The sequence below is a fragment of the Mycobacterium sp. genome, assembly GCF_044223235.1.
In the GTDB taxonomy this organism is placed as follows: Bacteria; Actinomycetota; Actinomycetes; order Mycobacteriales; family Mycobacteriaceae; genus Mycobacterium.
The window spans coordinates 43648-69737 of sequence record NZ_JBGAME010000027.1 but is presented as its reverse complement, the minus strand read 5'-3'; the positions used below and the strand labels follow the sequence as shown (position 1 = coordinate 69737).

General features: G+C 66.7%; 20 protein-coding genes, 1 tRNA gene and 2 pseudogenes. 12 read left to right on the top strand and 11 right to left on the bottom strand.

What is annotated here, in order from left to right; genetic code table 11:
• Positions 1-339 (top strand): annotated as a pseudogene (locus ADBZ6K_RS23110) (sodium:solute symporter); the annotation flags it as partial.
• Between the two features lie 49 nt (positions 340-388).
• Here the strand turns inward: ADBZ6K_RS23110 and ADBZ6K_RS23105 are convergent.
• From ADBZ6K_RS23105 to ADBZ6K_RS23095, 3 genes are all read right to left on the bottom strand, one after another.
• Entirely contained in the window at positions 389-1036 is a 648-nt protein-coding gene (locus ADBZ6K_RS23105) for a LysM peptidoglycan-binding domain-containing protein (protein WP_526351056.1), read from the bottom strand.
• A gap of 209 nt (positions 1037-1245) precedes the next feature.
• Positions 1246-3213 (bottom strand): OPT family oligopeptide transporter, encoded by a 1968-nt coding sequence (locus ADBZ6K_RS23100; RefSeq protein WP_526351054.1) that lies wholly within the window; start codon positions 3211-3213, stop codon positions 1246-1248.
• Between the two features lie 170 nt (positions 3214-3383).
• Positions 3384-3457 (bottom strand) — tRNA-Leu (locus ADBZ6K_RS23095).
• Positions 3458-3536: 79 nt separating this feature from the next.
• On the opposite strand from ADBZ6K_RS23095, the gene ADBZ6K_RS23090 reads away from it, so the two are divergent.
• Positions 3537-4148: a two-component system response regulator PdtaR gene (locus ADBZ6K_RS23090; protein WP_526351052.1), complete on the top strand. Its 612-nt coding sequence runs from the start codon at positions 3537-3539 to the stop codon at positions 4146-4148.
• A gap of 171 nt (positions 4149-4319) precedes the next feature.
• Positions 4320-5651: an ABC transporter substrate-binding protein gene (locus tag ADBZ6K_RS23085; protein WP_526351049.1), complete on the top strand. Its 1332-nt coding sequence runs from the start codon at positions 4320-4322 to the stop codon at positions 5649-5651.
• 180 nt (positions 5652-5831) lie between these two features.
• Here the strand turns inward: ADBZ6K_RS23085 and ADBZ6K_RS23080 are convergent, their stop codons facing one another.
• Genes ADBZ6K_RS23080 through ADBZ6K_RS23065 form a run of 4 tightly spaced genes read right to left on the bottom strand, consistent with a single transcriptional unit; the run spans position 5832 to position 9849 of the window.
• Complete coding sequence (locus tag ADBZ6K_RS23080) at positions 5832-6662, bottom strand: ABC transporter ATP-binding protein (RefSeq protein WP_526351047.1); 831 nt, start codon at positions 6660-6662, stop codon at positions 5832-5834.
• Positions 6659-7633, bottom strand: a complete 975-nt coding sequence (locus ADBZ6K_RS23075; protein ID WP_526351045.1) for an ABC transporter ATP-binding protein — start codon at positions 7631-7633, stop codon at positions 6659-6661. The genes ADBZ6K_RS23080 and ADBZ6K_RS23075 overlap by 4 nt, the downstream gene beginning before the upstream one ends.
• A complete protein-coding gene (locus ADBZ6K_RS23070) occupies positions 7626-8615 on the bottom strand; it encodes a branched-chain amino acid ABC transporter permease (protein ID WP_526351043.1) in 990 nt (329 codons plus the stop codon). Before ADBZ6K_RS23070 ends, ADBZ6K_RS23075 begins: the two co-directional genes overlap by 8 nt.
• A 10-nt stretch (positions 8616-8625) precedes the next feature.
• Positions 8626-9849: a branched-chain amino acid ABC transporter permease gene (locus ADBZ6K_RS23065; RefSeq protein WP_526351041.1), complete on the bottom strand. Its 1224-nt coding sequence runs from the start codon at positions 9847-9849 to the stop codon at positions 8626-8628.
• Between the two features lie 570 nt (positions 9850-10419).
• On the opposite strand from ADBZ6K_RS23065, the gene ADBZ6K_RS23060 reads away from it, so the two are divergent.
• Entirely contained in the window at positions 10420-11307 is an 888-nt protein-coding gene (locus ADBZ6K_RS23060) for an ABC transporter substrate-binding protein (RefSeq protein ID WP_526351039.1), read from the top strand.
• Entirely contained in the window at positions 11301-11717 is a 417-nt protein-coding gene (locus ADBZ6K_RS23055; RefSeq protein ID WP_526351037.1) for a type 1 periplasmic-binding domain-containing protein, read from the top strand. The genes ADBZ6K_RS23060 and ADBZ6K_RS23055 overlap by 7 nt, the downstream gene beginning before the upstream one ends.
• Here the strand turns inward: ADBZ6K_RS23055 and ADBZ6K_RS23050 are convergent.
• Positions 11702-11935: a DUF167 domain-containing protein gene (locus ADBZ6K_RS23050; protein WP_526351035.1), complete on the bottom strand. Its 234-nt coding sequence runs from the start codon at positions 11933-11935 to the stop codon at positions 11702-11704. The genes ADBZ6K_RS23055 and ADBZ6K_RS23050 overlap by 16 nt on opposite strands.
• A gap of 323 nt (positions 11936-12258) precedes the next feature.
• On the opposite strand from ADBZ6K_RS23050, the gene polA reads away from it, so the two are divergent.
• From polA to ADBZ6K_RS23030, 4 genes are all read left to right on the top strand, one after another.
• Complete coding sequence (polA, locus tag ADBZ6K_RS23045) at positions 12259-14922, top strand: DNA polymerase I (protein ID WP_526351070.1); 2664 nt, start codon at positions 12259-12261, stop codon at positions 14920-14922.
• Between the two features lie 88 nt (positions 14923-15010).
• Positions 15011-16564: an AMP-binding protein gene (locus ADBZ6K_RS23040; protein WP_526351033.1), complete on the top strand. Its 1554-nt coding sequence runs from the start codon at positions 15011-15013 to the stop codon at positions 16562-16564.
• A 180-nt stretch (positions 16565-16744) separates the two neighbouring features.
• Positions 16745-17641 (top strand): TIR domain-containing protein, encoded by an 897-nt coding sequence (locus tag ADBZ6K_RS23035; protein ID WP_526351031.1) that lies wholly within the window; start codon positions 16745-16747, stop codon positions 17639-17641.
• Between the two features lie 17 nt (positions 17642-17658).
• A complete protein-coding gene (locus tag ADBZ6K_RS23030) occupies positions 17659-18675 on the top strand; it encodes a TIR domain-containing protein (protein WP_526351029.1) in 1017 nt (338 codons plus the stop codon).
• A gap of 10 nt (positions 18676-18685) precedes the next feature.
• Here ADBZ6K_RS23030 and ADBZ6K_RS23025 read toward each other — a convergent pair whose 3' ends face one another.
• The gene (locus ADBZ6K_RS23025) at positions 18686-19849 is read right to left on the bottom strand and encodes a PrsW family intramembrane metalloprotease (protein ID WP_526351027.1); all 1164 of its coding nucleotides are present in this window, start codon (positions 19847-19849) and stop codon (positions 18686-18688) included.
• A gap of 187 nt (positions 19850-20036) precedes the next feature.
• On the opposite strand from ADBZ6K_RS23025, the pseudogene rpsA reads away from it, so the two are divergent.
• Positions 20037-21461, top strand: a pseudogene (gene rpsA, locus ADBZ6K_RS23020) (30S ribosomal protein S1); the annotation flags it as partial.
• A 24-nt stretch (positions 21462-21485) separates the two neighbouring features.
• A complete protein-coding gene (gene coaE / locus ADBZ6K_RS23015; protein WP_526351068.1) occupies positions 21486-22727 on the top strand; it encodes a dephospho-CoA kinase in 1242 nt (413 codons plus the stop codon).
• Here the strand turns inward: coaE and ADBZ6K_RS23010 are convergent.
• Both ADBZ6K_RS23010 and ADBZ6K_RS23005 read right to left on the bottom strand, forming a co-directional pair.
• Positions 22724-23275: a hypothetical protein gene (locus ADBZ6K_RS23010; protein ID WP_526351025.1), complete on the bottom strand. Its 552-nt coding sequence runs from the start codon at positions 23273-23275 to the stop codon at positions 22724-22726. The two genes, coaE and ADBZ6K_RS23010, sit on opposite strands and share 4 nt — an antisense overlap.
• 11 nt (positions 23276-23286) lie before the next feature.
• Positions 23287-23793, bottom strand: a complete 507-nt coding sequence (locus ADBZ6K_RS23005; protein ID WP_526351066.1) for a ribonuclease FAU-1 family protein — start codon at positions 23791-23793, stop codon at positions 23287-23289.
• A gap of 82 nt (positions 23794-23875) precedes the next feature.
• Between ADBZ6K_RS23005 and uvrB the strand changes: the two genes are divergently transcribed.
• Positions 23876-26044, top strand: coding sequence for an excinuclease ABC subunit UvrB (uvrB, locus tag ADBZ6K_RS23000; RefSeq protein ID WP_526351023.1), 2169 nt, complete (start codon positions 23876-23878; stop codon positions 26042-26044).
• Positions 26045-26090: the final 46 nt, after the last annotated feature.

The following is a 26090-nucleotide window of genomic DNA, read 5'->3' as shown; positions in this document are numbered from 1 at the left end:
ATCGCCTGCGTGCTCCAAGACGTGGTCGCCGCGCTCACCGTGGCCTACGACATCCTCGTCGGCGGCCTGCTGGTGCCCATCATCGGCGGCCTGATCTGGCGGCGCGGCACCAACATCGGCGCCATCGCCGCGATGGCGGTGGGCACCGTGGTCACCCTGGTCACCATGATCGTCCTCGGCGACATCTTCGCCAACGAACCCATCTACTACGGCCTGGCCAGCGGCCTGATCATCTACTTGCTCGCCAGCCTCGCCAGCAAACCCACCCCACCAGAAATCCTCGCCGAATGGGACCGCCGCAGCCGCGGCGAAGACATCGAAACGGTACCCGCCGCGTAGGTCGAACCTCGTAGCGCCGCCGGAATCAGGACGGGTCGTCTACTTTCCGTTACGACGGGAAGTAGACGACCTGGTTCGCGAACAGCTTGTCGGGATCATCGATGCGGTTGGCGGCGGCCGCGACCGCGATCCTGGTGTCCAGGTCGGCGTCGCCGTACTGGAAGCGGCACAGCGACGCCAGGGTGTCACCGGCGACCGCGCTGCGGCGATTGAGGCCGGGCACGATGAGCACCTGCCCCGGAGTCGCTTCGGCGTCGGACGGCAGGCCGTTGGCGAGCCGGATGGCTGCGGCGAGGTGATCGTCGCCGTACCAGTTGAATGCCAGCCCCTCGAACGTCTCGTCCTCGACGACGGTGTGGTGCCCGACGTCGGCCAGGTCGGGCATGAGCAGCCACGCGCCCTGTTCGATCGGGCGTTGCGCCACCCCGTTGACGATCTCCCAGATCAGCTGCGTGTTGGCATCCTGCGTGCCGTAACGCTGCTGGGTGACCTGCTTGCGGGCGGCGGTGGAGTCGGGGGTGGCGAAGAAGCGGCGATAGGTCACGTACGGGATCAGCAGTTCCTGTCCCGCCAGGATCACGTCGGGATCCGCGAGGTGGTTCTGCTCGGCGATTACCCGGAACAGGCCCCCGTCCCCGTACTCGCGTTCGGCGATGGCAAACAACGTGTCTCCGGCCCGAACCTGATACGTATTCACGGTGTGATTCCTTTCCGTAGCGGGGGATGTGATGGCCTGCGCGGGATTCGTGCACGGTTCTCGGGTGCCGGCCGGGCGACATCCGGCGGAGGTTCGATCTGCAGCACTCCCTGGGTGTAGCCGCACCGCGAGTTGGATCATCAGGCCGTGCTCGAGCTCCGCGGCGACGCGCAGCGCGGCGACGAGTTCCTCGCGGGTGTCGATCGGCATCACGTTCGGGTCGCGCCGCGCGCCATCGCCTGAGTGCGCCGGTAGAGCCACCCGATCAACAGCACGAACAGCACGACGCCCAGAACCTGCGCCACCGGCGCGAAGCCCTCACCGACGACGGCAAGTGCGCTGTCGTCGCTGGTCACCGCGACGATCCCGGCGAAGAGCACACCGAAGAGGCTTTCGCCGACGATGAGGCCGGTGGCCAGCAGCACGCCGAGACGCTTCTTCTGCTCGACATTGCCGGAGCGCTGCGCCCACCGGTCGTAGAACAAACCGAGGATCGCACCCATCGGGATGATGAGGGTCAGCGCCATCGGCAGGTACATACCCATGCCGACCGCCAGCGGGGGCAGCCGGAGCCGCTCGGTCCTGGCGAGGGCTTCGTCGACGACGATCACCAGCACGCCGATGAGTGCGCCCAACCCGATCAGCGACCAGTTGAGCGAGTTCCCGAGCACACCGGTCGCCAGGTCGGACATCAACCGCGCCTGCGGGGCCGACAGCGCGTCCGGGCCTGCGCCGGGGGAGCCCGCGAACCCGAACGCGGTATACATCAGGCCGAGCACGGGCGGGATCACCACCGAGCCGAACGCCACACCGATGACCAGGGCCACCTGTTGTTTCCACGGGGTCGCGCCGACCAGCTGACCGGTCTTGAGGTCCTGGAGGTTGTCGTTGGAGATGGTCGCAACGCCGAACACGATGGCCGCGGCGAACAGCGTGTAGGCGATCAACGCCGCGGATTCGGTGTCGTCGGCCTGCCCGTAGACGATCTTGATCAGGACCGAGGCGATGATGACGACGAGGATGCCCACCCCGGAGATCGGGCTGTTGGACGATCCGATGAGACCCGCCATGTAGCCGCAGACGGCGGCGATGACCAGGCCCATGAGCACGATGAAGACGAGGGTGACCGCGATGATCGGGCCGGAGCGTCCGGCGATGGCCGTGCCCCGCACGAAGTCCTGAAGCAGCAGCCAGATCGGGACGAACATGGCGACCACCGTCGCCCCGACGTACGCGATCGGGATGTCGCGTTCGGTGACGTCCACTGTCACACCTGCCTTGCGGGACCGGGCCGAGGCCGCCGACTGGGCGATCCCCCGCGCGATGGGGCGGAGGATCTTGATCAGCGTCCACACCGCCGCGACCGCGATCGCGCCTGCGCCGATCAGCCGGACCTCGCTGGAGAACACCGTGGACACCACGTTTGCGACGGGCTCGCCGGTGCCGAAATCGCCGATCGTGCGGATCGGCAGCAGCACGCCGTAGGAGATGACCAGGCCGACGAGCATGGCGATGCCGACGGTCAGACCGACCAGGTGCCCGACGCCGATCAGCGCCAGCGACAGGCTCGCGCCGTACATGGTGCCGCCGGCGCCGACGCGGAAGGCGCCGCTGACGGCGTCGCTGATCACCTTGAGCTTGGCCAGCAGGGCGAAGCCCGCGGCCGCGATACCACCCAGGGTGATCACCCGCAGCCCGGCGCGGTTGCTTTCCACGCCGTGTGTCGTCTCGCCGACCTTGAGGACCTCGGCCGCGGCGACGCCCTCGGGGTAGGGCAGGTCCGATCCGGTGACCAGCGCGCGGCGCAGTGGGATCGAGTACATCACGCCGAGGATGCCGCCGACCGCGCACACCGCCGTGGTGATCCAGTACGGAAAGCCCGACCACCAGCCGATCATCACCAGGCCGGGGATGACGAAGATGATGGCCGACAGGGTGCCTGCCGCCGAGGCGATCGTCTGGACGATGTTGTTCTCGACGATCGAGTGGTTGGCGAAGTTGCGCAGGATCGCCATCGAGATCACCGCTGCGGGGATCGCGGTCGCGAAGGTGAGACCGACCTTGAGGCCGAGGTACACGTTGGCCGCGGTGAATACCAGCGTGATGACGCCGCCGAGGATCGTGCCCCGGACGGTCAGTTCCCGCAGGCTTGGCGATGCTGATGTCGAAACGGACATGCGATCACTCCCCCCGAAGCGCCGTTACGGGCCGTCGCCTGCGGACATGACGTTAGTCCGGATCAGTGCCGATTAGCAGGGATTGGCCGCGTGTGTAGCCAAAAAGCAGCCGATCGGCCGCGTGCTCGAACATGTCCGGGACCTGTGAAGACACAGATCTCGTCAAGCGGTGCCCTCGGTGAGATTCGAACTCACACTGGACGGGTTTTGAATCCGTTTCCTCTGCCAGTTGGGATACGAGGGCCTGTGCATTTCCGCGGCCTCTCACCATAGAGGATCCCCCCGCGGTCGCTGAGACGACCCGTTACCGCCACAATGTCGTCATGACCGGGTCACCGATGGACGCCGAGAAGCCCCGCCGAGTACTCGTTGCCGAGGACGAGGCGCTCATCAGGTTGGACTTGGCGGAGATGCTTCGCGAAGAGGGCTATGAGGTGGTCGGCGAGGCCGGCGACGGGCAGGAAGCCGTCGAGCTCGCGGAGAGCCTGCGGCCCGACCTGGTGATCATGGATGTGAAGATGCCCCGCCGGGACGGCATCGACGCGGCTGCCGAGATCGCGTCCAAGCGCATCGCCCCGATCGTCGTACTCACCGCGTTCAGCCAGCGCGAGCTCGTCGAGCGGGCCCGCGACGCCGGGGCGATGGCCTATCTGGTCAAGCCGTTCAACGTCACCGACCTGATCCCTGCGATCGAGGTGGCGGTGAGCCGGTTCAGCGAGATCGCCGCGCTGGAACAAGAAGTGGCGGCGCTCTCGGACCGGCTGGAGACCCGCAAGCTGGTCGAACGGGCGAAGGGCCTGCTTCAGGTGAAGCAGGGAATGACCGAGCCCGAGGCGTTCAAGTGGATCCAGCGGGCCGCGATGGATCGCAGGACCACCATGAAGCGCGTCGCCGAGGTGGTCCTGGAGACGCTCGACACGCCCAAGGAGGCGTGAGGCCGGCACACGCAGACCGGCTGCGTAAAGCCGGGACGCCCCGTAAGGTCACAGATTGATGAAGTGCTCATACCGGGTGGTCGCGGGTATGCGCCAACGGTTACCGTACGGATAACGCGTGTCCTTTGGCACGTTCACAACGGTTCACGACGAATTTCAGGAGTGGTGTTGATGAAAAGTTGGACCCTCGCCCGCACCTTCGCCGTGGTGGGTGTGGCCTCCCTCGCGCTGACCTCCTGTTCGAGCGGAGACACCGGCACCGAGTCCACCGCCGCCGAGGAGACCGGCGAAGCCAGTGCCGAAGTCGTCTCCACCGATTGTGAGCCGCCCCAGGCGACCGCCGGCGCCACGCCCGTCACTACCCCGCTGAAGATCGGCACCCTGCTGCCCGAGACCGGCACGCTGGCCTTCCTCGGCCCGCCAATGGTCGCGGGCGTCCAGGTCGCCGTCGGCGAGATCAACGAAGCGGGCGGTGTTCTCGACCAGCCGATCCAGTTGGTCACCGGCGACTCGGGTGACACCACCACCGACACCGCGAACGTGACGGTGGACCGCGAACTTGCCGACGGCGTCAGCGTCATCGTCGGTGCCGCGTCCTCGGCGGTGTCGCTGAAGGTGCTCGACAAGATCGCCAGCGCCGGTGTCGTCCAGTTCTCCCCGGCCAACACCTCCGATCAGTTCGTCTGCTACCCGGACAAGGGCATGTACTTCCGCACCGCCCCGACCGACGTGCTGCAGGCGCAGGCGCTGTCGCAGCTGATCACCGAGGACGGCGCCCAGCGCGTCGCGGTGATGGCCCTCAACGACCCCTACGGCACCGGCCTTGCCGCCAACACGGTCAAGGACCTCGAGGCAGCGGGCATCCCGTCGGATCAGATCACCAAGATCATCTACGACCCGAACGCGCAGTCGTTCAACGCCGAGGTCGACCAGGTCAAGGAGTTCAACCCGGATGCGGTGGCGCTGATCGGCTTCGAGGAGAGCGCCAAGATCCTGACCCGTATGCACGAGGTGGGCATCGGCCCGTCCGACGGCATGCTCGTCTACGGCACCGACGGCAACATGGGCAACGCGCTCGGTGAAGGTATGGGTCCCGGTCTGCTCAAGGGCATGAAGGGCACCACGCCGCTGACCAACGTCGGGCCGGATTTCGAAGGCCGGCTCAAGGCCGCCAACCCCGCTCTGGTCGACTTCAACTACGCCGGTGAGTCTTACGACGCGGTGGTCATCTCGGCGCTGGCCGCCGAGCAGGCCAAGTCGACGGCCGGCACCGACATCGCCGCCAACATCATCGGCGTGACCCGCGACGGCATCAAGTGCACCACGTTCGCGCAGTGCCGCGATCTGATCCGTGCGGGTGACGACATCGACTACGACGGTGTGACCGGTGAGCTGGCCTTCAGCCCGGCGGGCGAGCCCTCGATCGGCTCGTACGGCAGCCTGGAGTTCGGCGAGGACAACAAGATGACGACGAAGGACTACATCATCGTCAACAACGCCTAGCCGCAATCGAATTCGGCGCCGTCCGCTTCACGCGGGCGGCGCCGAATTCGATCGTGGGGAACATCCGCCGGGAATCTTCGCCGAGCGTAACGCCACGGCGGAAACTCGGGCCGGATCCCGCCGTGGCGTTACGCTCGGCGGAGGCGAGGCGAGGCGAGGCGAGGCGGAGGTCGGGCCGGGCTAGTTCTCGCGGCTGCCGGCCAGCGTGCCCAGATACAGTTCGATGACTTTGGGATCGCTCATCAGGCGGCGTCCGGTGTCGGTATAGGCATTGGTGCCCTGATCCAGCACATAACCGCGGTCGCAGATCTGCAGACACCGGCGGGCGTTCTGCTCGACCATGATCACCGAGACGCCGGTCGCGTTGATCTGTTTACACCGGATGAACACCTCGTCCTGGAACATCGGCGACAGACCCGCTGAGGGCTCGTCGAGCAGCAATACGGACGGCTCCATCATCAGGGCGCGGCCCATCGCCACCATCTGGCGTTCCCCGCCCGACAGGGCGCCCGCCTTGATCTTGCGTCGCTCACCGAGCAGTGGGAAGAGCTCGCTGACGAACTCGAATCGCTCCGCGAACTTCGCCTTACGCAGATAGATCCCCATCTCCATGTTCTCCTCGATGGTCAGCGAGGGGAACACGTTGCGGGTCTGCGGGACGTACCCGACGCCCTTGGTGACCAGCACGTGCGCCGGTGCGGACGTAATGTCCTCACCGCGCAGGGACACCGCGCCGGAGCGGACGGGGATCAGCCCGAACAGGGTCTTGAGCAGGGTCGACTTGCCCGCCCCGTTGGGGCCGATGATGCCGACGATCTCGCCGTCGCGCAGATAGAAGTCGCACCCGCGCAGGATGTCCACGTCCGGGATGTACCCCGCGATCAGCCGATCCGCCCGGATCAGGGCGCCTTCGGCGAGGCGGGCGTGCTCCTCGGGCGTCGCGGCAAGCTCGGCCGGGGTGAGGTCGGTGCGTGCGGCGGCTGCCGGAGGGTCGCTCGTGGGGTCGTTCATGGCTTTTCGCGCTCCTCGACGGTGTCCGACGCGGGTGGGGGTTCGGACAGATCGCCACCGGCCTCGATCGTATCGGCGACGGCCTGTTCGATCTCTTCGGCGAGTTCAGCGGTGGCGCCCACCGGGTTGCCCTGGTCGTCGAACTCCAGCGCCTGATCGTGGTGGCTGCCCAGGTAGGCGTCGACCACCGCGGTGTTGTCGGCCAGGGACTCCGGCGGCGACTCGGCGATCACCGAGCCCTGCGCCATCACCACCACCCAGTCACTGATATCGCGGATGACGTCCATGTCGTGCTCGACGAAGATGACCGTCATCCCGCCGTCGCGCAACGACTTCACGTGTTCGAGCAGGCTCTGGGTCAGTGCGGGGTTCACGCCGGCCATCGGCTCGTCGAGCATGACGACCTTCGGATCGGTCATCAGCGCCCTCGCCATCTCCAGCAGCTTGCGCTGGCCGCCCGACAGCGAGCCGGCCATATCGTCGGCCTTCGCGTCGAGTTTGAAGCGGGCCAGCATCTCGTGCGCCCGTGCCGTGATCTCGGCCTCCTGCTTGCGCCAGGTGAACGGGAACAGCGAGCTGAACATCCGCTCGCCGACCTGCCCCGGCGCGCCGAGTTTGACGTTCTCCAGCACCGTCATCTTTGCCAGCGCCTTGGTGAGCTGGAAGGTGCGCACCACGCCGCGCCGCGCCACCTGATGCGGGTGCAGCCGGCTCAACTTGGTGCCGTCCAGCGCCCAGGTGCCGGTGTCGGGCCGGTCGAACCCCGTCAGCAGGTTGAACAAGGTGGTCTTGCCGGCTCCGTTGGGTCCGATCAGACCGGTGATGAAGCCGCGCTGAATCTCCAGGTGCGCCACGTCGACGGCCTTGAGGCCGCCGAACGACCGGGAGATGTTGTCCACCACCATGATCGGATCGGGCTTCGCCGAACCGGGTTCGGCGCCGATAACGGGTGTTGCCTCGCCGTCAGCCATCGAGCTGTACCTCACGCTTGTTTCCGAGGATCCCCTGCGGCCGGAAGATCATCAACAGGGCGATGAGAATTCCGAGCAGGACGTACCGCATCGCGCCGACCTGAGCGTCGGTGAGCGGCAGGATCGGGTCGGGCCCCGCGATCGCCTGACGCAGCAGCGCGTCGGGGATCGCCAGCAGGAACCAGAACAGCATGGCGCCGACCACCGGGCCGAACACTGTGGCCGCCCCGCCGAGCAGAAGCGCGCCGAAGGCGTAGAACGTCTGGGCCGTCGAATAGAAGTCGGGGTGGATCGATTTGGTCTGTAGCGCGTTGAACACCCCGCCGAGGCCGCCGATCACACCGCCGAGAACCAGCGCCTGCAGCTTGTAGACGAAGACGTTCTTGCCGAGCGCCCGCGCGGCGTCCTCGTCTTCGCGGATGGCTTTGAGCACCCGGCCCCACGGGCTGCGGGTCAGCAGGAACACCAACCCGCACAGCACCAGCACCAGTGTCCAGCCGACCAGCATCGCCCACACGTCGTCGCCGACGAAGCGCACACCGAGCAGCGAGTACTGCCGCGCGGAGTCGAACGGGCTGAAGCGGGTGAAGGCGTCGGCGAAGCCGAACAGCCCGTTGGTCGACCCGGTCACCGGATCGGCCGTCGTCGACCGGAAGATCAACCGCAGCACCTCGGCCGCCGCGATGGTCGCGATGGCCAGGTAGTCGGCGCGCAGCCGCAGCGTGGGGATACCGAGCAGAATCGCCAGCAGCCCCGCCGCCAGCAGCCCGACCAGAACGCCGACCCACAGCGGCTGGTGGTAGGTCACCGTCATGATGCCCACGCCGTAACCGCCGAGCAGGGCGAACCCGATCTGACCGAAGTTGAGCAGCCCGGTGTAGCCGAAGTGCAGGTTCAGACCGATGGCCAGCAACGCGTAGAAGATCGCCGACGGACCGATGAGCTGGGCAAACGAAGCCTGTAGTGCGCCTAGGATGTCCATGTCGGAGTACTCACCCGATCCTTTCCCGCGAGCCCAGGATTCCCTGCGGTCGGACGATGAGGATGAAGATCAAGATGAGCAGGCCGCCGACATACTTGAGGTCCGGGCTGATGAACAGTGTGGACAGCTGAACGAGCAGGCCCACCACGATGCAGCCGAGCAGGGCGCCGTAGGCGGTGCCCAGGCCACCGAGCGTGATGCCGGCGAACATCAGCAACAACAGCTTGAAGCCCATTTCCCACTGCACGCGGCCACCGAGCTCCGACATGGCCAGCAGGACGCCGCCGAGGGCGGCCAGGCCGCCGCCCAGACACCACACGAACGTGATCACGCGTTCGACGTTGATGCCCGACGACGCGGCCAGGTCCCTGTTGTCCGACACCGCGCGCATCGCTTTGCCGATTTGCGTTCTCTGCAGCATCAGCGCGACGCCGACCAGCACCACGACGCTGATCGCGATGGTGAACAGGTTGATGTCGGTGATGGCGATCGGACCCCATTTGCGTTCCGCGCTGACCGGGTAGTCGGCGAACGCCTGCTGGCGGTCGGAGAAGAACATCAGGATCAGGTAGCGCAGGCTGATGGCCAGCCCGATCGAAACCACCAGCTGGGGTATCAGGCCCACTCGTCGTTTCCGCAGCGGACGCCACACGCCCGCGTTGTTCAGCCAGCCCACGCCGAAGCCGACGATCACCGCGAGTACCGATGCGAGTAGCAGGGGCATCCCCATCGTCACGTTGAACACCCAGGCGAATACGGCGCCGAGGGTGACCAGCTCGCCGTGCGCGAAGTTGGTCAGCCCGGTGGTCCCGAAGATCAGGCTGACGCCGATGGCGGCCACGGCGATGACCAGGCCGAACCGGAGGCCGTCGACGGTAAGCCGGATGACCCGCTCGTACAGCGGCGTGGCATGGGTGGTGCGGACCTCACCGAAGGAGAAGACGACCGAGTTGGTCCGGCCCGCGATGACCGTCCGGGTGACGCTGGACTGCACCGTCACACCTTCGGGCAGCGACTCCGGGACGATCTCGAACACCAACTCGCCGACCGGGACCTCGACGGTCCACCGGCCGTTGTCGGCCGACGTCGCTCGGGCGACCTCCGCACCGCTGGTGTCGACGACGCGCACTTCGGCGCCGGCGACGGGTTGCCCGGCGTTGACGAGCCGTCCGGACACCGTCGTCGTGTGGTTGTCAGCGGACGCGTTTCCCGCGCACAGAATCGCCGCGAACATTGCGAGCCAGAGCAGGAGCGCAGCCCGTGTTACGAACCGACCGAGGTGACCGAACGGGGTTCGTCGCCGGGTCGAACGGGGGGAGCATGGGCCCACTGATTAAGACCTCCATGGCAATCGTGCGCGCATCCCTGCGCGATGCGCTTCCGGGACTGTATAGCGTCCAACTACGCCTCACTGAGTTCTGCGATGACCGGTGCATTTCGATCGTGTTTCGGGCAACGCTGAACGGCGTTGCCGGCGGCTTGGCAGGATTTATGCCATAGCCGTCATTAAAGTCACTTTCTTCTGCGATCGCGATGGTTCATCCTCATCACATGGTGTTTTTGGCGCTGTTCCTCACTCTGCTGGTGGGCCTGGCGGTGGCGGCGTTGTGGGAGAAAACTCCCGACACCCACCGCGAGGTCACCCAGCACGGAAACTACAACTTCTGATGTCGGCTGTCCGCCCGACGGCGGCGTTTACTGAGCGGCGGTTCAGATAAGCGGCGCGCGGCCGGCGACATGCCGCACCTCCACCTCCCGTTGGTTATCTTCTACCGAACGGAGTCAACGGCGGGGGAGGTGAGATGTGCACCGTCGGCCGACGCTGAGCACGTCCGCTGTCGGCCTGCTCGGGGTGGTCGTGCTGATCGTCGCGGGATGTGGTGGGTCCTCTCCGGACGCGACCACGCCTGCCGGGCTGACCATGGTCCAGCAGGTGCGCGTCGAACCCAACGGAGACGTCACGCCAGTTCCCGACACCGCCGACGCACCCGCTGCCGCGAATCCCGCTGGGGATGGCAATGCCGTCTGCCCGCCGCTGTCGATCGCCGTGGCCGGACCGCGCGACGCCGGCGACGGGAGCCATGACGGGGTTGCCGCGGGTATCCAGAACGGCATCCAGCTGGCGATCGACATGCACAACGCCGCCAACCCACGCTGCCAGGTGCAGTTGAAGCCGTTCGACACCGGAGCCGACGCCGGCGCGGCGGCGGGCGCCGCATCACAGATCGTCGACGACGCCTACACGGTCGGCCTGGTCGGCCCGGCATCGTCGGCGGCGGCCCAGACGATGGGTGAGGTGTTCAATCGGGCCGGCCTGGTCGCGGTCACTCCCGCGGCGACCAGAACCGCATTGAGCGAGAACGGGTGGCAGACCTTTTTCCGCGGCTTGGCCAGTGACGGCGCACAGGGCGCTGCCGCTGCCGACTATCTGACCGGCACGCTGGGCAACCGCAAGGTGTGCGTGGTCGAGGTCGGCGGTGCCGACGGGACAGGGTCAGTCGGCGGTGCCGACGGGACAGGGTCAGTCGGCGGTGCCGACGGGACAGGGTCAGTCGGCGGTGCCGACGATAGGCCGTCGGCGGTGCCGACGAGACAGGGTCAGTCGGCGGCGCCGCCGACGGTGGTGGCTCGGCCCAGGTGGTGCGCCAGCTGTTGGGTCCGGTCGCCGATCCGGCGTGCAACATCGTGCTGAAGCCCGACGAGACGGAGTTCTCGGCGGCGGCGCAGCAGATCACCGACGCCCGCCCCGACTCCGTCTTCTACGGCGGGCCTGCCGTCGATGCCGCGCCTTTCGTCGATCAGCTGCGGGAGCGCGGATTCGCAGGCGGGGTCGTCGGCGTCGACGGCACGCGCATTCCGCCGTCGGGACCGTTCGTGGAGGAGTATGCGAAGAAGTTCGGCACGGACCCGTCCCGCTACAGCGCCGACGGCTACGACCTCGGCACCATCCTGCTCAAGGGGATCGATTCGGGCGCCATCACCCGCCCGGCGATGCTGGAGTTCGTACGCGGCTATCAGGGGGAGGGTGTGGTTCGGGAGTACGCGTGGACCGACACCGGCGAACTGCGCAACGCCGACGTCTGGATCTACGAGGCGACCTGAATGTCGAATCGCTTCAATCGCGACGTCGTGCCCGCGACCAGCCGGACGCGGCTGCGCGGCACCCCGAAGTGCTGGGCGAGTAGCCGAATCACGGCGTCGTTGGCCTTTCCGTCCACCGCCCGCTCCGGCACATAGACGGTGAGGTCGCCGTGCGGCCCGATCTCCACGAGCGGCCCCTTGCGGCTGCCCGGTTTCACCCGGACGACGACCTGACCCATTCCGTCATTCAACCCCCCACGCGTTCAATCGCCGGCCGAGATGCCGTTCCCACCGGCGAGATGCCGTTCCCACCGCGAGATGCCGGCGACCTGTCTTTGCCGGGCTCTCTCTGCGCCGAAATCCACGTTTTGCAGCGGAAGTGCGAGTGGGTTGCTGCGAAACGTGGATTTCGGCGCGGGGCGAATCCGGCGGCGCGCACCGGCTCGTCGAGCGCGCCCGGCGGGCCCGATAGTCGGCGGCCGGGTTGTCGTAATCGGAGCATAGGGTTGACGCCGTGAGCCCTGCCAAGACCGCACCGGCGACCGACGTCAAGCCCACCCTGATGCTGCTGGACGGCAACTCGCTGGCGTTTCGCGCGTTCTACGCACTACCGGCCGAGAACTTCAAGACCCGGGGCGGCCTGACCACCAACGCGGTCTACGGATTCACCGCGATGCTGATCAACCTGCTGCGCGACGAGCAGCCGACGCATGTGGCCGCGGCGTTCGATGTGTCGCGGCAGACGTTCCGGTCGGAGAAATACCCGGAGTACAAAGCCAACCGGTCCTCGACACCCGACGAGTTCCGCGGGCAGATCGACATCACCAAGGAGGTGCTGCTGGCGCTGGGCATCACCGTGCTGGCCGAACCGGGATTCGAAGCCGACGATGTCATCGCCACGCTGGCCACCCAGGCGGAGGGCGACGGCTATCGGGTGCTGGTCGTGACCGGTGACCGGGACTCGCTGCAGCTCGTCAGCGACGACGTCACCGTGCTCTACCCCCGCAAGGGCGTCAGTGAGCTCACCCGTTTCACGCCGGAGGCCGTCGTCGAGAAGTACGGCCTGACCCCGCGGCAGTACCCGGATTTCGCGGCGTTGCGCGGCGATCCGAGTGACAACCTGCCCGGCATCCCCGGTGTGGGGGAGAAGACGGCGACCAAGTGGATCGCCGAGTACGGCTCGCTGCAATCGCTGGTCGACAACGTCGACAAGGTGAAGGGCAAGGTCGGCGAAGCCCTGCGCGCCCACCTGTCCGGCGTGGTGCTCAACCGTGAACTCACCGATCTGGTCAAAGACGTGCCGCTGGCCCAGACACCGGACACCCTTCGGATGCAGCCGTGGGACCGCGACCATATCCATCGGCTCTTCGACGACCTGGAGTTCCGGGTGCTGCGCGAGCGGCTGTTCGAGACACTGGCATCGGCCGATCCGGAGGTGGATGCCGGGTTCGACGTCACCGGTGGTGCGCTGGCGCCAGGAACGGTGCGGGCGTGGCTGGCCGGGCATGTCAGCGACGGCCGCCGCGCCGGGCTGGCCGTGGTCGGCACCCACCTGGCCTTCGATGCCGATGCGACCGCGCTGTCGATCGCCTCCCTCGACGGCGACAGCGCCTACATCGATCTGACGGGCAACGACCCCGACGACGATGCTGCGCTGGCGGCATGGCTCGCCGACCCCGATTCGCCCAAGTCGTTGCACGAGGCCAAACTCGCGATGCACGACCTGGACGGCCGCGGATGGCGGCTGGCCGGCGTCACCTCCGACACCGCGCTGGCCGCCTACCTGGTGCGGCCCGGGCAGCGCAGCTTCGCACTCGACGATCTGTCGCTGCGCTACCTGCGTCGTGAGCTGCGTGCGGAAAGTGCTGAGCAGCAACAGCTCTCGCTCCTCGATGATGCGGACGGGGTCGACGACCAGGCGGTCCAGACGCTGATCCTGCGGGCCAGGGCAGTCGTCGATCTCGCCGATGCGCTCGACGCGGAGCTGACCCGCATCGACTCGTCGTCTCTGCTCGGCGACATGGAGCTGCCGGTGCAGCGCGTGCTGGCCGAGATGGAATCCGCAGGCATCGCGGTCGACCTGCCGCAGTTGGCCGAGCTGCAAAGCGAATTCGCCGGCCAGATCCGTGACGCCGCGGAAGCCGCCTACTCGGTGATCGGCAAACAGATCAACCTCGGCTCACCCAAACAGCTGCAGGTGGTGCTGTTCGACGAACTGGAGATGCCGAAGACCAAGCGGACCAAGACCGGCTACACCACGGATGCGGATGCTCTACAGGGCCTTTTCGACAAGACCGGTCATCCGTTCCTGCAGCATATGCTCGCTCACCGCGACGCCACCCGGCTCAAGGTCACCGTCGACGGGCTGCTGAACTCGGTGGCCTCCGATGGGCGTATCCACACGACGTTCAACCAGACGATCGCCGCGACCGGCAGACTGTCCTCGACGGAGCCCAACCTGCAGAACATCCCGATCCGGACCGAGGCGGGGCGCCGGATCCGCGACGCGTTCGTGGTCGGGAAGAACTATTCCGAGCTGATGACGGCCGACTACAGCCAGATCGAGATGCGGATCATGGCCCACCTGTCCCGCGACGAGGGCCTCATCGAAGCGTTCAACACGGGGGAGGACCTGCACTCCTTCGTCGCGTCGCGGGCGTTCGGGGTGCCGATCGACGAGGTGACCGGTGAACTGCGGCGCCGGGTCAAGGCGATGTCCTACGGCTTGGCGTACGGGCTGAGCGCCTACGGGCTGGCGTCGCAGCTCAAGATCTCCACCGAAGAGGCGAAGGTGCAGATGGAGCAGTACTTCGACCGCTTCGGCGGGGTGCGCGACTACCTGCGCGACGTCGTCGACCAGGCCCGCAAGGACGGCTATACGTCGACCGTGTTCGGACGGCGCCGGTATCTGCCCGAGTTGGACAGCAGCAACCGCAACGTCCGGGAGGCGGCCGAGCGGGCGGCGCTCAACGCCCCGATCCAGGGCAGCGCTGCCGACATCATCAAGGTGGCGATGATCAACGTCGACGCGGCGATCAAAGAGGTGGGGCTGGCGTCGCGAATGCTGCTGCAGGTGCACGACGAGTTGTTGTTCGAAGTCGCCGACGGTGAGCACGAGCAACTGGAAGTGCTGGTTCGCGACAAGATGGGTGGCGCCTACCCGCTGGACGTGCCGATGGAGGTGTCGGTGGGATACGGGCGCAGCTGGGATGCGGCAGCACACTAGTCACCGGCTCTGCTGCGGCGTAACGTGCGCCAGAGCTGTCAATTGCCTGTGAGGGTGGCTGTGACGCGCTGACGCTCCGGGGGAACCGATGTACACAGGCGCACATGTCAAGGTCCGGCCGAATCAGCCCGCGTTCATCATGGCATCGAGCGGCGAGGCGGTGACCTACGGCGAACTCGAAGGCCGGTCGAACCGGCTGGCGCATTTCCTGCGGGCTCGCGGCGTGAAACGCCTCGACCACTATTCGATCTTCATGGAGAACAACGCGCGCTACCTGGAGTGCTGCGGGGCAGGCGAGCGATCGGGCCTGTATTTCACCTGTATCAACTCGTTCCTCACACCGGATGAGGTCGCCTACATCGTCAGCAACAGCGAGTCGAAGGTGCTGATCTTCTCCGAGGCGAAGCGTGCCGTCGCGACCGCGGCGCTCAAGCAGTGCCCGAATGTCGAGGTGGCGTTGGTCGCCGACGGGCCGGGTGACGGTGCCGAAATCCTGAATCTCGATGAGGCCACCGCCGGCATGCCCTGCACACCGATCCCGGACGAGTCGCTCGGCACCGCGATGCTGTACTCCTCGGGCACCACCGGACAGCCCAAAGGCATCCTGCGGCCGATACCGGAGCATCCGCCGGCGCAACCGTTGCCCGTAACGCAGTTCCTCGGCGGACTCTGGCGCTACCGGGAGGGCATCACCTATCTTTCGCCGGCCCCCCTCTATCACGCCGCACCCAATTTCGCCGTGAACCTCACCATCAGAAACGGCGGCACCGCCGTCATCATGGAACATTTCGACCCCGAGGCATACCTCAAGCTGGTCGAGAAGTACCGGGTGACCCACAGCCAGCTGGTGCCCACCATGTTCTGGCGGATGCTCAAACTTCCAGAAGACGTGCGTGCTCGGTACGACGTGTCGTCGCTGGAGGTGGTGGTGCATGCCGCCGCACCGTGCCCCGTCCAGGTCAAGGAACAGATGATCGACTGGTGGGGACCCATCATCCTGGAGTATTACGGCGCCACCGAGGGACTCGGTTTCACGGCATGTGACACCCACGAGTGGCTGGCGCACCGCGGGACGGTCGGCAAGGTGGTGTTCGGCGACCTTTCTGTGCTCGACGACGACATGCAACCCGTTCCGGTCGGCGAGCCCGGCACGCTCTGGTTCAAACCGGGCACCGAGTTCTACTACTTCAACGATCCGGTCAAGACGGCCGAGGGACGCTCACCCGATGGCACCATGAACACCGTCGGCGACGTCGGCTACGTCGATGCCGACGGATATGTGTACCTCACCGATCGGACCACGTTCACGATCGTCTCGGGCGGTGTCAACATCTACCCGCAGGAATGCGAGAACCTGCTCATCACCCATCCGAAAGTCGCGGATGCCGCAGTGTTCGGCGTGCCCAACGAGGATCTCGGCGAGGAGGTCAAGGCTGTCGTTCAGCCCATGCCCGGGGTGCCGGCCGGCCCCGAGCTTGCCGACGAGCTGATCGCATTCTGCGCCGAGCACCTGTCACGCCAGAAGGTGCCCCGCTCGATGGATTTCGACGACGCGTTGCCGAGGCTCCCGACGGGAAAGCTGTACAAACGCCAGTTGCGGGATCGCTACTGGGACGGTCACGCGAGCCGGATCGCGCACTGATCGGCAGCGGCGCTACGTGCTACGCGCCCGGTGCCAGCGCCGACGCGACCATCGCGCCGACGGTGAGTACCAGAAGGAAGACCCAGAAGGAAGACAGAGACACCGAATCGCGGAGGCCGATCTACGCTATAGCGACCAGGCCTCAGTTCGACGTGGTGTCGTGCCGAAGGGATTCTCGGGATGGTTCTCTTTGTGAGCTACGCGAGTAGCGACGAGGCCGCGGTTCGGGACTTGGTGAGCCATCTGGAAGCCGCCCGCATGTCGGTGTGGGTCGACCACGAGCTGAAGGGCGGAGATTCCTGGTGGGCGGAGATACTCCACCAGATTCGGTCGTGCTCCGTGTTCATCTGTGCAGTGTCGGAGAGATCGCTGCGTTCGGAACCGTGCAGAAGGGAATGGTGGTACGCGGGCGCCCTGAACAAGCCGATGCTGCCGGTCCAGATTGCCGATGTGCCCAGTCGCGGCGTGCACGAGAGTTTCCGGCAGCCGATGGTGGACTATCGCAATCCGACTCCCGCCAGCGCAGGGGCGCTGGTCATGAAGTTGAGGGAGTTGTCGCAACAGCGGACCGGGTTCCCGAATCCGATGCCCATGCCGCCACCGGTCCCGTACGAGTACCTGCTGAGGCTTTCGGCCGATATCGATCGCCCTGATCTGATTCCACCGACCGATCAGGGCAGGATCCTCGACGATCTGCGCAAGGCCCTGCGCGACGAAACGGAGCAAACGGTTCACCACGACATCCAGCAGTTGTTGCGCAAGCTGCGCGATCGGCCGGAGGTCACGAACGCGATTTTCAGCGAGATCGGGCAGTTGCTGCCGGCCCAGGTGGCAGTCGCCGGTCCGCAAACCGCCCGCGGCGTCGCCGCCGGGTGGTTTCCCGATCCGGCCGGAAATCCCGCACTGCTGCGCTATTGGGACGGCACGCACTGGACCCACCACGTTGCCCCCTCCGTGCGGTCCCACCTTGAGCCGGATGCGCCGGGCAATTGGCAGGCGAAAGCGGGTCATGCCCTCAAGAAGCTCGCCGACGTACCGGCGGTCGAGCGCGTCACTCGCCGCCGGCCACCGCCTTGACCACGATGCGTCTCTACGTGAGTGCGGCTGCCAGTGACGACGCCGCCGTCGCCGTGCTGGTGAGTGACTTGCAAGCCGCGGGCCACAGCGTTTGGGTGGACCGGAAACGATGGGGTGACGACAAGTGGTTCGCCGAGATCCTCGACAAGATCCGCGGCTGCTCCGTCTTTGTCTCCGCGGTGTCGGAGAACTCGCTGAACTCCAAGCTGTGCCGAACAGAACTGCAATACGCCCAGCGCCTGGGACTTCCGTATCTGCCGGTTCAGATCGGTGACGTGCTGAGTTATCGTTCGGCGGAGCTGTTGCAGCGGCAGACGGTGGACTATCGAAATCCCACGGCCGTATCCGGCGCGGAACTTCAGGCCACACTCCTCGAACTAGAGGCGAAACGCAGGCGATTGCCGGAACCGCTGCCGCCGCCCCCCGCGATGCCCTACCAGAACCTGCTGAGGATCGCTGTGGCCATCCATGGGGCTGCGCACATCCCGCCGTCCGACCAGGATGCCATCGTCAGCCAGCTCAGTCGTGGCCTGCGGGAGGAGAAAGAGGAGAACATCCGCGGTGAGATCCGCGGCTTGCTGACCACTCTGCAGCGACGCGGCGACACAACGAGGGCGGCCACCGAGGATGTCGACGCCATCCTGGCCGATGTGGCGGGTTCGAGATCGGCGGGCCGCGGCCTCGCCCAGCAGAGCGGCCCCGCGGGCTGGTTCGCCGACCCGTCGGGGGTGCCGGGAACAATGCGCTACTGGGACGGCTCCGGGTGGACGCAGCACACCACGAGCGCGGGGGCCGGCGCCCCGGTTGCGGGCGGGTACGCGGCGATACCGGCGGCCCCGGCCAAACCGGCGGGTGCGGGCAATACCAGGACCGTGCTGATCGTCGTCGGAGTCCTCGTCGTTGCGGGCATCCTGCTGGTCCTCGGTCTGGCGATGGCAGGCATGGACGCGGGGGATCCGTACCACGATGTGCCACCGGAACCCGTCGGGCCGGGCTACTTCGAGGAGTGCGACCCGTTCATGCAGCCGTGTTGAGCGCCGCGCGTCACAGCGCGCGGTAACCGGCCATCGCCTGCAGTGCCGGCGCGTGGGCGCGCGCGGCATACACGCCCTGCGTCTCCTCGTTCAGCAGGTTGTGCACCCGCTGGTCGCCGAACCCTCGGTCGATCCGGTCCCGCACGAACGCCAGCTCGATCACCTGAGCGGCAAAACTCTTCACTTCGTTGCCTGCCCGCTTTCCGCCGAACCGTCGCGCATGGTCTATCGCGGCCTTGCGGGCAGGAATCGAGCTCAGCCAGGTCGCCTCATTCGGTGTGACCAGTCCCGCGGCCACCATGCCCGGCAGCTTGGCCGCCGTGATCCGCTGCTCCCTGCGGCGGCTGTGCACCGCGAGGGTGATCGTCAGCGCGAAGATCGGCACCATCCACAGCGCGTAGACCGTGAAGTAGGCCTCGATGCCCACCAGCGCCGACCCGTTCCACAGCCCGTGCATGATCACCGCGACCGCGTACCCGAGCATCAGGCAGGCGAGCTTGCCCAGGACGTTGCGCCTCTGCAGCGCGAAGTACACCCCGATGCCGATGAACGTCGTGAACAGCGAATGGGCGAACGGCGCCATGATCAGCCGCATCGCCGCGGTGGCCAGCGAAGCGCCCAGCGACTCGGCGTTGGCGATGTAGAAGATGTCCTCCATCCAGCCGAATCCGGCGCCGACCAGGCCCGCGTAGACCAGGCAGTCGGTCAGCGAGTTGAGTTCGTTGCGGCGTATGCCGGTCATCATGACCAGCAGGAACATGCCCTTGGCCGCCTCCTCGATCAGGGGTGCCCCCACAGCAACGGTGAAGAAGCTGGTCTCCGACTCGACGGTGGCCGTCGGGTTCACCACCCCTTCGGCGATGACCTCGAGCACCACCGACAGCACGACCGCGATCGAGGCGCCCCAAAGGAATGCGAAGACGAGCAGCCGCGGCGGCTCGGGCTCCCAGCGGTCCAGCCACAGGTACGCCAGCAGCACGACGGCCATCGCGGCCGTGGTGAGCACGAACCCGATCAACGCCCCGACAGGGTTGACGGACGTGATCAGGATCAGCACCAGCGCCGCGAGCGTGCCGAGCAGAATGATGACGGTCAGTGGCGCGCCGACCTTGCGGATCTTCTTCGGCAGCGGGGACCCGAAGGAATACCGCGGCTGTGTCACCGGGTTGTGCACGTCAGAAGGGTAACGGTTAGGTGGGACCTGGTTTGTTCAGCGTGTACCCAGTCGAGTAGCCTCGGTAGGTACCTGTGTGCACGCTGCGCGGGTACTCGGCGATGATGTCGGCGCTGCCGCGCCGAAGCCAATCACAACTGTCCAATGAAGTCCCTACGAACAAACCTGTCCGGAGCAACCCAACAACATGCCAAGTCCCTCCGTCACCTCGCCGCAAGTAGCCGTCAACGACATCGGCTCGTCCGAGGACTTTCTCGCCGCCATCGACAAAACCATCAAATACTTCAACGATGGCGACATCGTCGAAGGGACCATCGTCAAGGTTGACCGCGACGAAGTCCTGCTCGACATCGGTTATAAGACCGAAGGCGTCATCCCGTCCCGTGAGCTCTCCATCAAGCACGACGTCGACCCCAACGAGGTCGTTTCCGTCGGCGATGAGGTCGAAGCACTGGTCCTCACCAAGGAGGACAAAGAGGGCCGGCTGATCCTGTCCAAGAAGCGTGCCCAGTACGAGCGCGCCTGGGGCACCATCGAGGAGCTCAAGGAGAAGGACGAGGCCGTCAAGGGCACCGTCATCGAGGTCGTCAAGGGCGGCCTGATCCTCGACATCGGCCTGCGTGGCTTCCTGCCCGCCTCCCTGGTCGAGATGCGACGCGTCCGCGATCTGCAGCCGTACATCGGCAAGGAGATCGAGGCCAAGATCATCGAGCTCGATAAGAACCGCAACAACGTGGTGCTGAGCCGCCGCGCCTGGCTGGAGCAGACCCAGTCCGAGGTGCGCAGCGAATTCCTCAACCAGCTGCAGAAGGGCGCCATCCGCAAGGGCGTCGTGTCCTCGATCGTCAACTTCGGCGCATTCGTCGATCTCGGCGGGGTCGACGGCCTGGTGCACGTCTCCGAGCTGTCCTGGAAGCACATCGACCACCCCTCCGAGGTGGTCCAGGTGGGCGACGAGGTCACCGTCGAGGTGCTCGACGTCGACATGGACCGCGAGCGGGTTTCGTTGTCGCTCAAGGCCACTCAGGAAGACCCGTGGCGCCACTTCGCCCGCACCCACGCCATCGGCCAGATCGTGCCCGGCAAGGTCACCAAGCTGGTGCCCTTCGGTGCGTTCGTCCGTGTCGAGGAGGGCATCGAGGGTCTGGTGCACATCTCCGAGCTCTCGGAGCGCCACGTCGAGGTTCCCGATCAGGTGGTCCAGGTCGGCGACGACGCGATGGTCAAGGTGATCGACATCGACCTGGAGCGGCGCCGGATCTCGCTGAGCCTCAAGCAGGCCAACGAGGACTACACCGAGGAGTTCGACCCGTCGAAGTACGGCATGGCCGACAGCTACGACGAGCAGGGCAACTACATCTTCCCCGAGGGCTTCGATCCCGAGACCAACGAATGGCTCGAGGGCTTCGACAAGCAGCGTGAGGAGTGGGAAGCCCGCTACGCCGAGGCCGAGCGCCGTCACAAGATGCACACCGCGCAGATGGAGAAGTTCGCCGCCGCGGAGGCCGAGGCCGCCAGCAAGCCGCAGTCCAGCAGCTCGTCGCGGTCCGAGGAGTCCGCGGGTGGTTCGCTGGCCAGCGACGCGCAGCTCGCCGCGCGCCGCCGCTCGTTGTGGACCTCCTGCCAGACTGGTGCGATGCTGCGAATCGGCCTGACCGGCGGTATCGGTGCCGGCAAGTCCACGGTGTCGGCCGCATTCCGCGACTGTGGCGGCATCATCGTCGACGGTGACGTCATCGCACGTGAGGTCGTCGAGCCCGGCACCGCGGGTCTGGCGGCCCTCGTCGACGCGTTCGGCCACGACATCCTGCTGGCCAGTGGCGGGCTCAATCGGCCCGCGCTGGCTGCCAAGGCGTTCACCGACGATGCGCAGCGGGCCCGGCTGAATGCGATCGTGCACCCGCTGGTCGCCCGTCGCCGATCGGAGATCGTCTCGGCGGTGGCCGACGATGCAGTAGTCGTCGAGGACATCCCGTTGCTGGTGGAAACCGGTCTGGCGCCGTCGTTTCCACTCGTCGTGGTGGTCTACGCCGACGTGGAGACGAGGGTTGGACGGCTCGTCGGATCTCGGGGCATGCCCGAAGTCGACGCCAGGGCGAGGATCGCGGCGCAAGCGTCCGACGACCAGCGGCGTGCGATCGCCGATGTGCTACTGGACAATTCGGGGTCGCCGGGCGCCGTCGTCGAGAAGGCCCGCGACCTTTGGCACCAGCGGATTGTGCCGCTGGCGCACAACATCCGTGCCCGCCAGTGCGTTTCGGGCGAGTACCGGGTGGTGCCCTACGACCCGGAGTGGCCGGCGCAGGCGCACCGCATCGTCAACCGGCTGAAGTTGGCGTGCGGGTCGCAGGCCGTGCGTATCGACCACATCGGCTCGACCGCGGTCCCCGGGATGGACGCCAAGGACATCATCGACATCCAGATCACCGTGGCTTCTCTCGACGCGGCCGGCGCGATCTCCGACGCGCTGGCCGATGCGGGATATCCCCGCGTCGGCCACATCACTCCCGACATCACCTCCGACATCACCTCCGACATCACCTCCGACGTCGCCAAGACCGATTCGCGCAGCACCGTAGCCGAGTTCGACCATCGCGATGATCCCGCGTTGTGGCGCAAGCGAATTCACTGTTCGGCCGATCCCGGGCGGCCCACCAATGTGCACGTGCGGGTGGACGGTTGGCCGGGTCAACAGTTCGCCTTGCTGTTCACCGCGTGGTTGGCGGCCAATCGCGGGGTGCAGGCCGACTACCTCGTCGTGAAACGCCGGGCACTCGAGCACGGACCCGACGGCTACGCCGACGCCAAGGAGCCGTGGTTCCTCGACGCCTACTGCCGGGCGTGGGAGTGGGCCGACACCACCGGATGGCGTCCCTAGCCGGCGGGTGCGGCCGGTTCGGGGATCGGCGATCCGACGGGTGCGGTGTTCACGACATTTCCAGGATCGGCAACAGGACTACCGCTGAGCGGCGCGCCGCAAATGAGTACGCCGTAGCCCGGGTCGTCGCGGGCGGGGGTCAGCCGCGGCGCGATGAACTGGTCGGCCTGTGCGACGGTCTGGTCGTCGACCAGGATCTCGCAGTGGAGGTTGGCCGAGTAGGGCCAGTCGATGGACACCTCCATGCCCGCCAATTGCGGATCCGACAGCACCGCGGAGGCCTCGAAGATGCGGCCCGGCAGCATCGTCGGGTCGGCGCTGTTGAGCTTTGTGTCGTCGAGTCTGTAGGTGATGGTGGCGCCGCGCGCCACGCCGTCCACCCGCGCCCGGTAGGTGACATTGTGCAGGTCAGTGGCTGGCGCCGGGTCGTCCTGCGGTTGGGGAGGGACTGCCGGGTCGGCCTGTGCGGTCGTCGGGCTCAGCAGCGACCCGGACAGCAGGGCGGCGAGTAACGCAGCCCCCGTCCATGGGTGCTTAGTCGGGCTCATGAGTCCAGAGACTACGCGTCCGCCCATGTGAGGGCCATGCCGTGACCTCCCAGCCAGCGGTGCAGGTCGTAGCCGTTGTTCGCTAGGCCGTCGACCGCGGCGACGGCCGATCGCATCGCGCGCTCCCCGTCTTCGGGCGAGAGCAGGCCGTGCCTGACCGCGGTGAGCAGCTCGTCGACATCGGCCAATTCCACTCCGAGTCCCGTGCGAAGTACGAGATCCAGGTAGTGGTCCTCGGCGTGCCAGCTGCGCTCGCCGGGGGTGTAGCGGCCGATGTCGAGGTAGAAGTCCTGCTCTCGTTCATGGCCGGGGTTGAAGTGGAAGACGGTCACCCGCAGGTCGAGCGAGGGCAGCAGCCAGGACTCCAGGTAGTGGAACTGTTCCCGGCCGGGGGTGGGCCTGGCGATGTACAGCCCCCACGGCTCGAGTTCGTAGACGTCGACACCGCGCCGGACACCCTTCGGATCCGTGTTGGTCCGGCCGACCAGGTCGAATGTCTCGTGCTTGGGCGCGTGAATGCCCTCAGGATAGGCCGTCGGGGTCGTCGCGGCGACGGTCGCGGGAAGAGAACATGTCGGTGCCTGGTTCTAGTCTTGGCATATGGCTTTCGCGACCGAACATCCCGTCCTGGCGCATTCGGAGTACCGCGCCGTCGAGGAGATCGTCCGTACCGGCGGTCGCTTCGAGGTCGTCAGCCAGTACGCACCCGCGGGGGACCAACCGGCCGCCATCGAGGACCTCGAACGGCGGATCAGGGCGGGGGAGCGCGACGTGGTGCTGCTCGGCGCGACGGGCACCGGCAAATCGGCGACCACGGCGTGGCTGATCGAGCGGCTGCAACGGCCGACCCTGGTGATGGCGCCCAATAAGACGCTGGCCGCTCAGCTCGCCAACGAGCTGCGGGAGATGTTGCCGCACAACGCCGTCGAGTACTTCGTCTCGTACTACGACTACTACCAGCCCGAGGCCTATATCGCCCAGACCGACACCTACATCGAGAAGGACAGCTCGATCAACGACGACGTCGAACGGTTGAGGCACTCCGCGACGTCGAGCCTATTGTCCCGCCGCGACGTGGTGGTGGTCGCATCGGTGTCGTGCATCTACGGTCTGGGCACCCCGCAGTCCTATCTGGACCGGTCGGTGGAGCTGCAGGTCGGCGACGAGGTGCCCCGTGACGGACTGCTGCGGTTGCTGGTGGACGTGCAGTACAACCGCAACGACACCGCGTTCACCCGCGGCTCCTTCCGGGTCCGCGGCGACACCGTCGAGATCATCCCGTCCTACGAAGAGCTCGCGGTGCGCATCGAGTTCTTCGGCGACGAGATCGAGGCGCTGTACTACCTGCACCCGCTGACGGGCGATGTCGTGCGCCAGGTGGATTCGCTGCGGATCTTCCCGGCCACCCACTACGTCGCAGGTCCGGACCGGATGGCGCACGCGATCTCGACGATCGAGGAGGAGCTGGCGGCGCGGCTCTCGGAATTGGAGACGCAGGGCAAGCTGCTGGAAGCGCAGCGGCTGCGGATGCGGACGAACTACGACGTCGAGATGATGCGCCAGGTCGGGTTCTGCTCGGGCATCGAGAACTATTCGCGCCACATCGACGCCAGGCCCGCGGGGTCCGCGCCCGCCACGCTGCTCGACTACTTTCCGGAGGACTTCCTGCTGGTCATCGACGAGTCGCATGTGACGGTGCCGCAGATCGGCGGCATGTACGAGGGCGATATCTCGCGCAAACGCAACCTCGTCGACTTCGGCTTCCGGTTGCCGTCGGCCATCGATAACCGGCCCCTGACTTGGGAGGAGTTCGCCGACCGGATCGGTCAGACGGTGTATCTGTCGGCGACCCCCGGCCCCTACGAACTGAGCCAGTCCGGCGGCGAGTTCGTCGAGCAGGTGATCCGCCCGACCGGGCTGGTCGATCCGCAGGTGGTGGTCAAGCCGACGAAGGGCCAGATCGACGACCTGATCGGCGAGATCCGGGTGCGCGCCGAGCGCGACGAGAGGGTGCTGGTCACCACGCTGACCAAGAAGATGGCCGAGGACCTCACCGACTATCTGCTGGAACTCGGCATCCGGGTGCGCTACCTGCATTCGGAGGTCGACACCTTGCGCCGTGTCGAGCTGCTGCGTCAGCTGCGGCTGGGCGACTACGACGTGCTCGTCGGCATCAACCTGCTGCGCGAGGGTCTGGACCTGCCCGAGGTGTCGCTGGTGTCGATCCTCGACGCCGACAAGGAGGGCTTTCTGCGCTCGACGCGCAGCCTGATCCAGACCATCGGGCGTGCCGCGCGCAACGTGTCGGGCGAGGTGCACATGTATGCCGACAAGATCACCGATTCGATGCGGGAGGCGATCGACGAGACCGAGCGGCGCCGGGCCAAGCAGACCGCCTACAACGAGGCCAACGGCATCGATCCGCAACCGCTGCGCAAGAAGATCGCCGACATCCTCGATCAGGTCTACCGCGAGGCGGCCGACACCGAAGCCAGCGAAGCGATCCCGGTGGGCGGTTCCGGGCGCAACGCCTCCCGCGGCCGCCGCGCACAGGGCGAGCCGGGACGGGCGGTCAGCGCGGGCGTGTTCGAGGGACGTGACACCTCGAACATGCCGCGGGCCGAGCTGGCCGACCTCATCAAGGACATGACCGAGCAGATGATGGCCGCCGCCCGCGACCTGCAATTCGAGCTCGCGGCCCGGATCCGCGACGAGATCGCAGACCTCAAAAAGGAGCTGCGCGGCATGGACGCTGCGGGCCTGAAGTAGCGCCGCCCGGGGGCCGGTCGCGGGGGTTGCCTTCCCCGCTGGAATG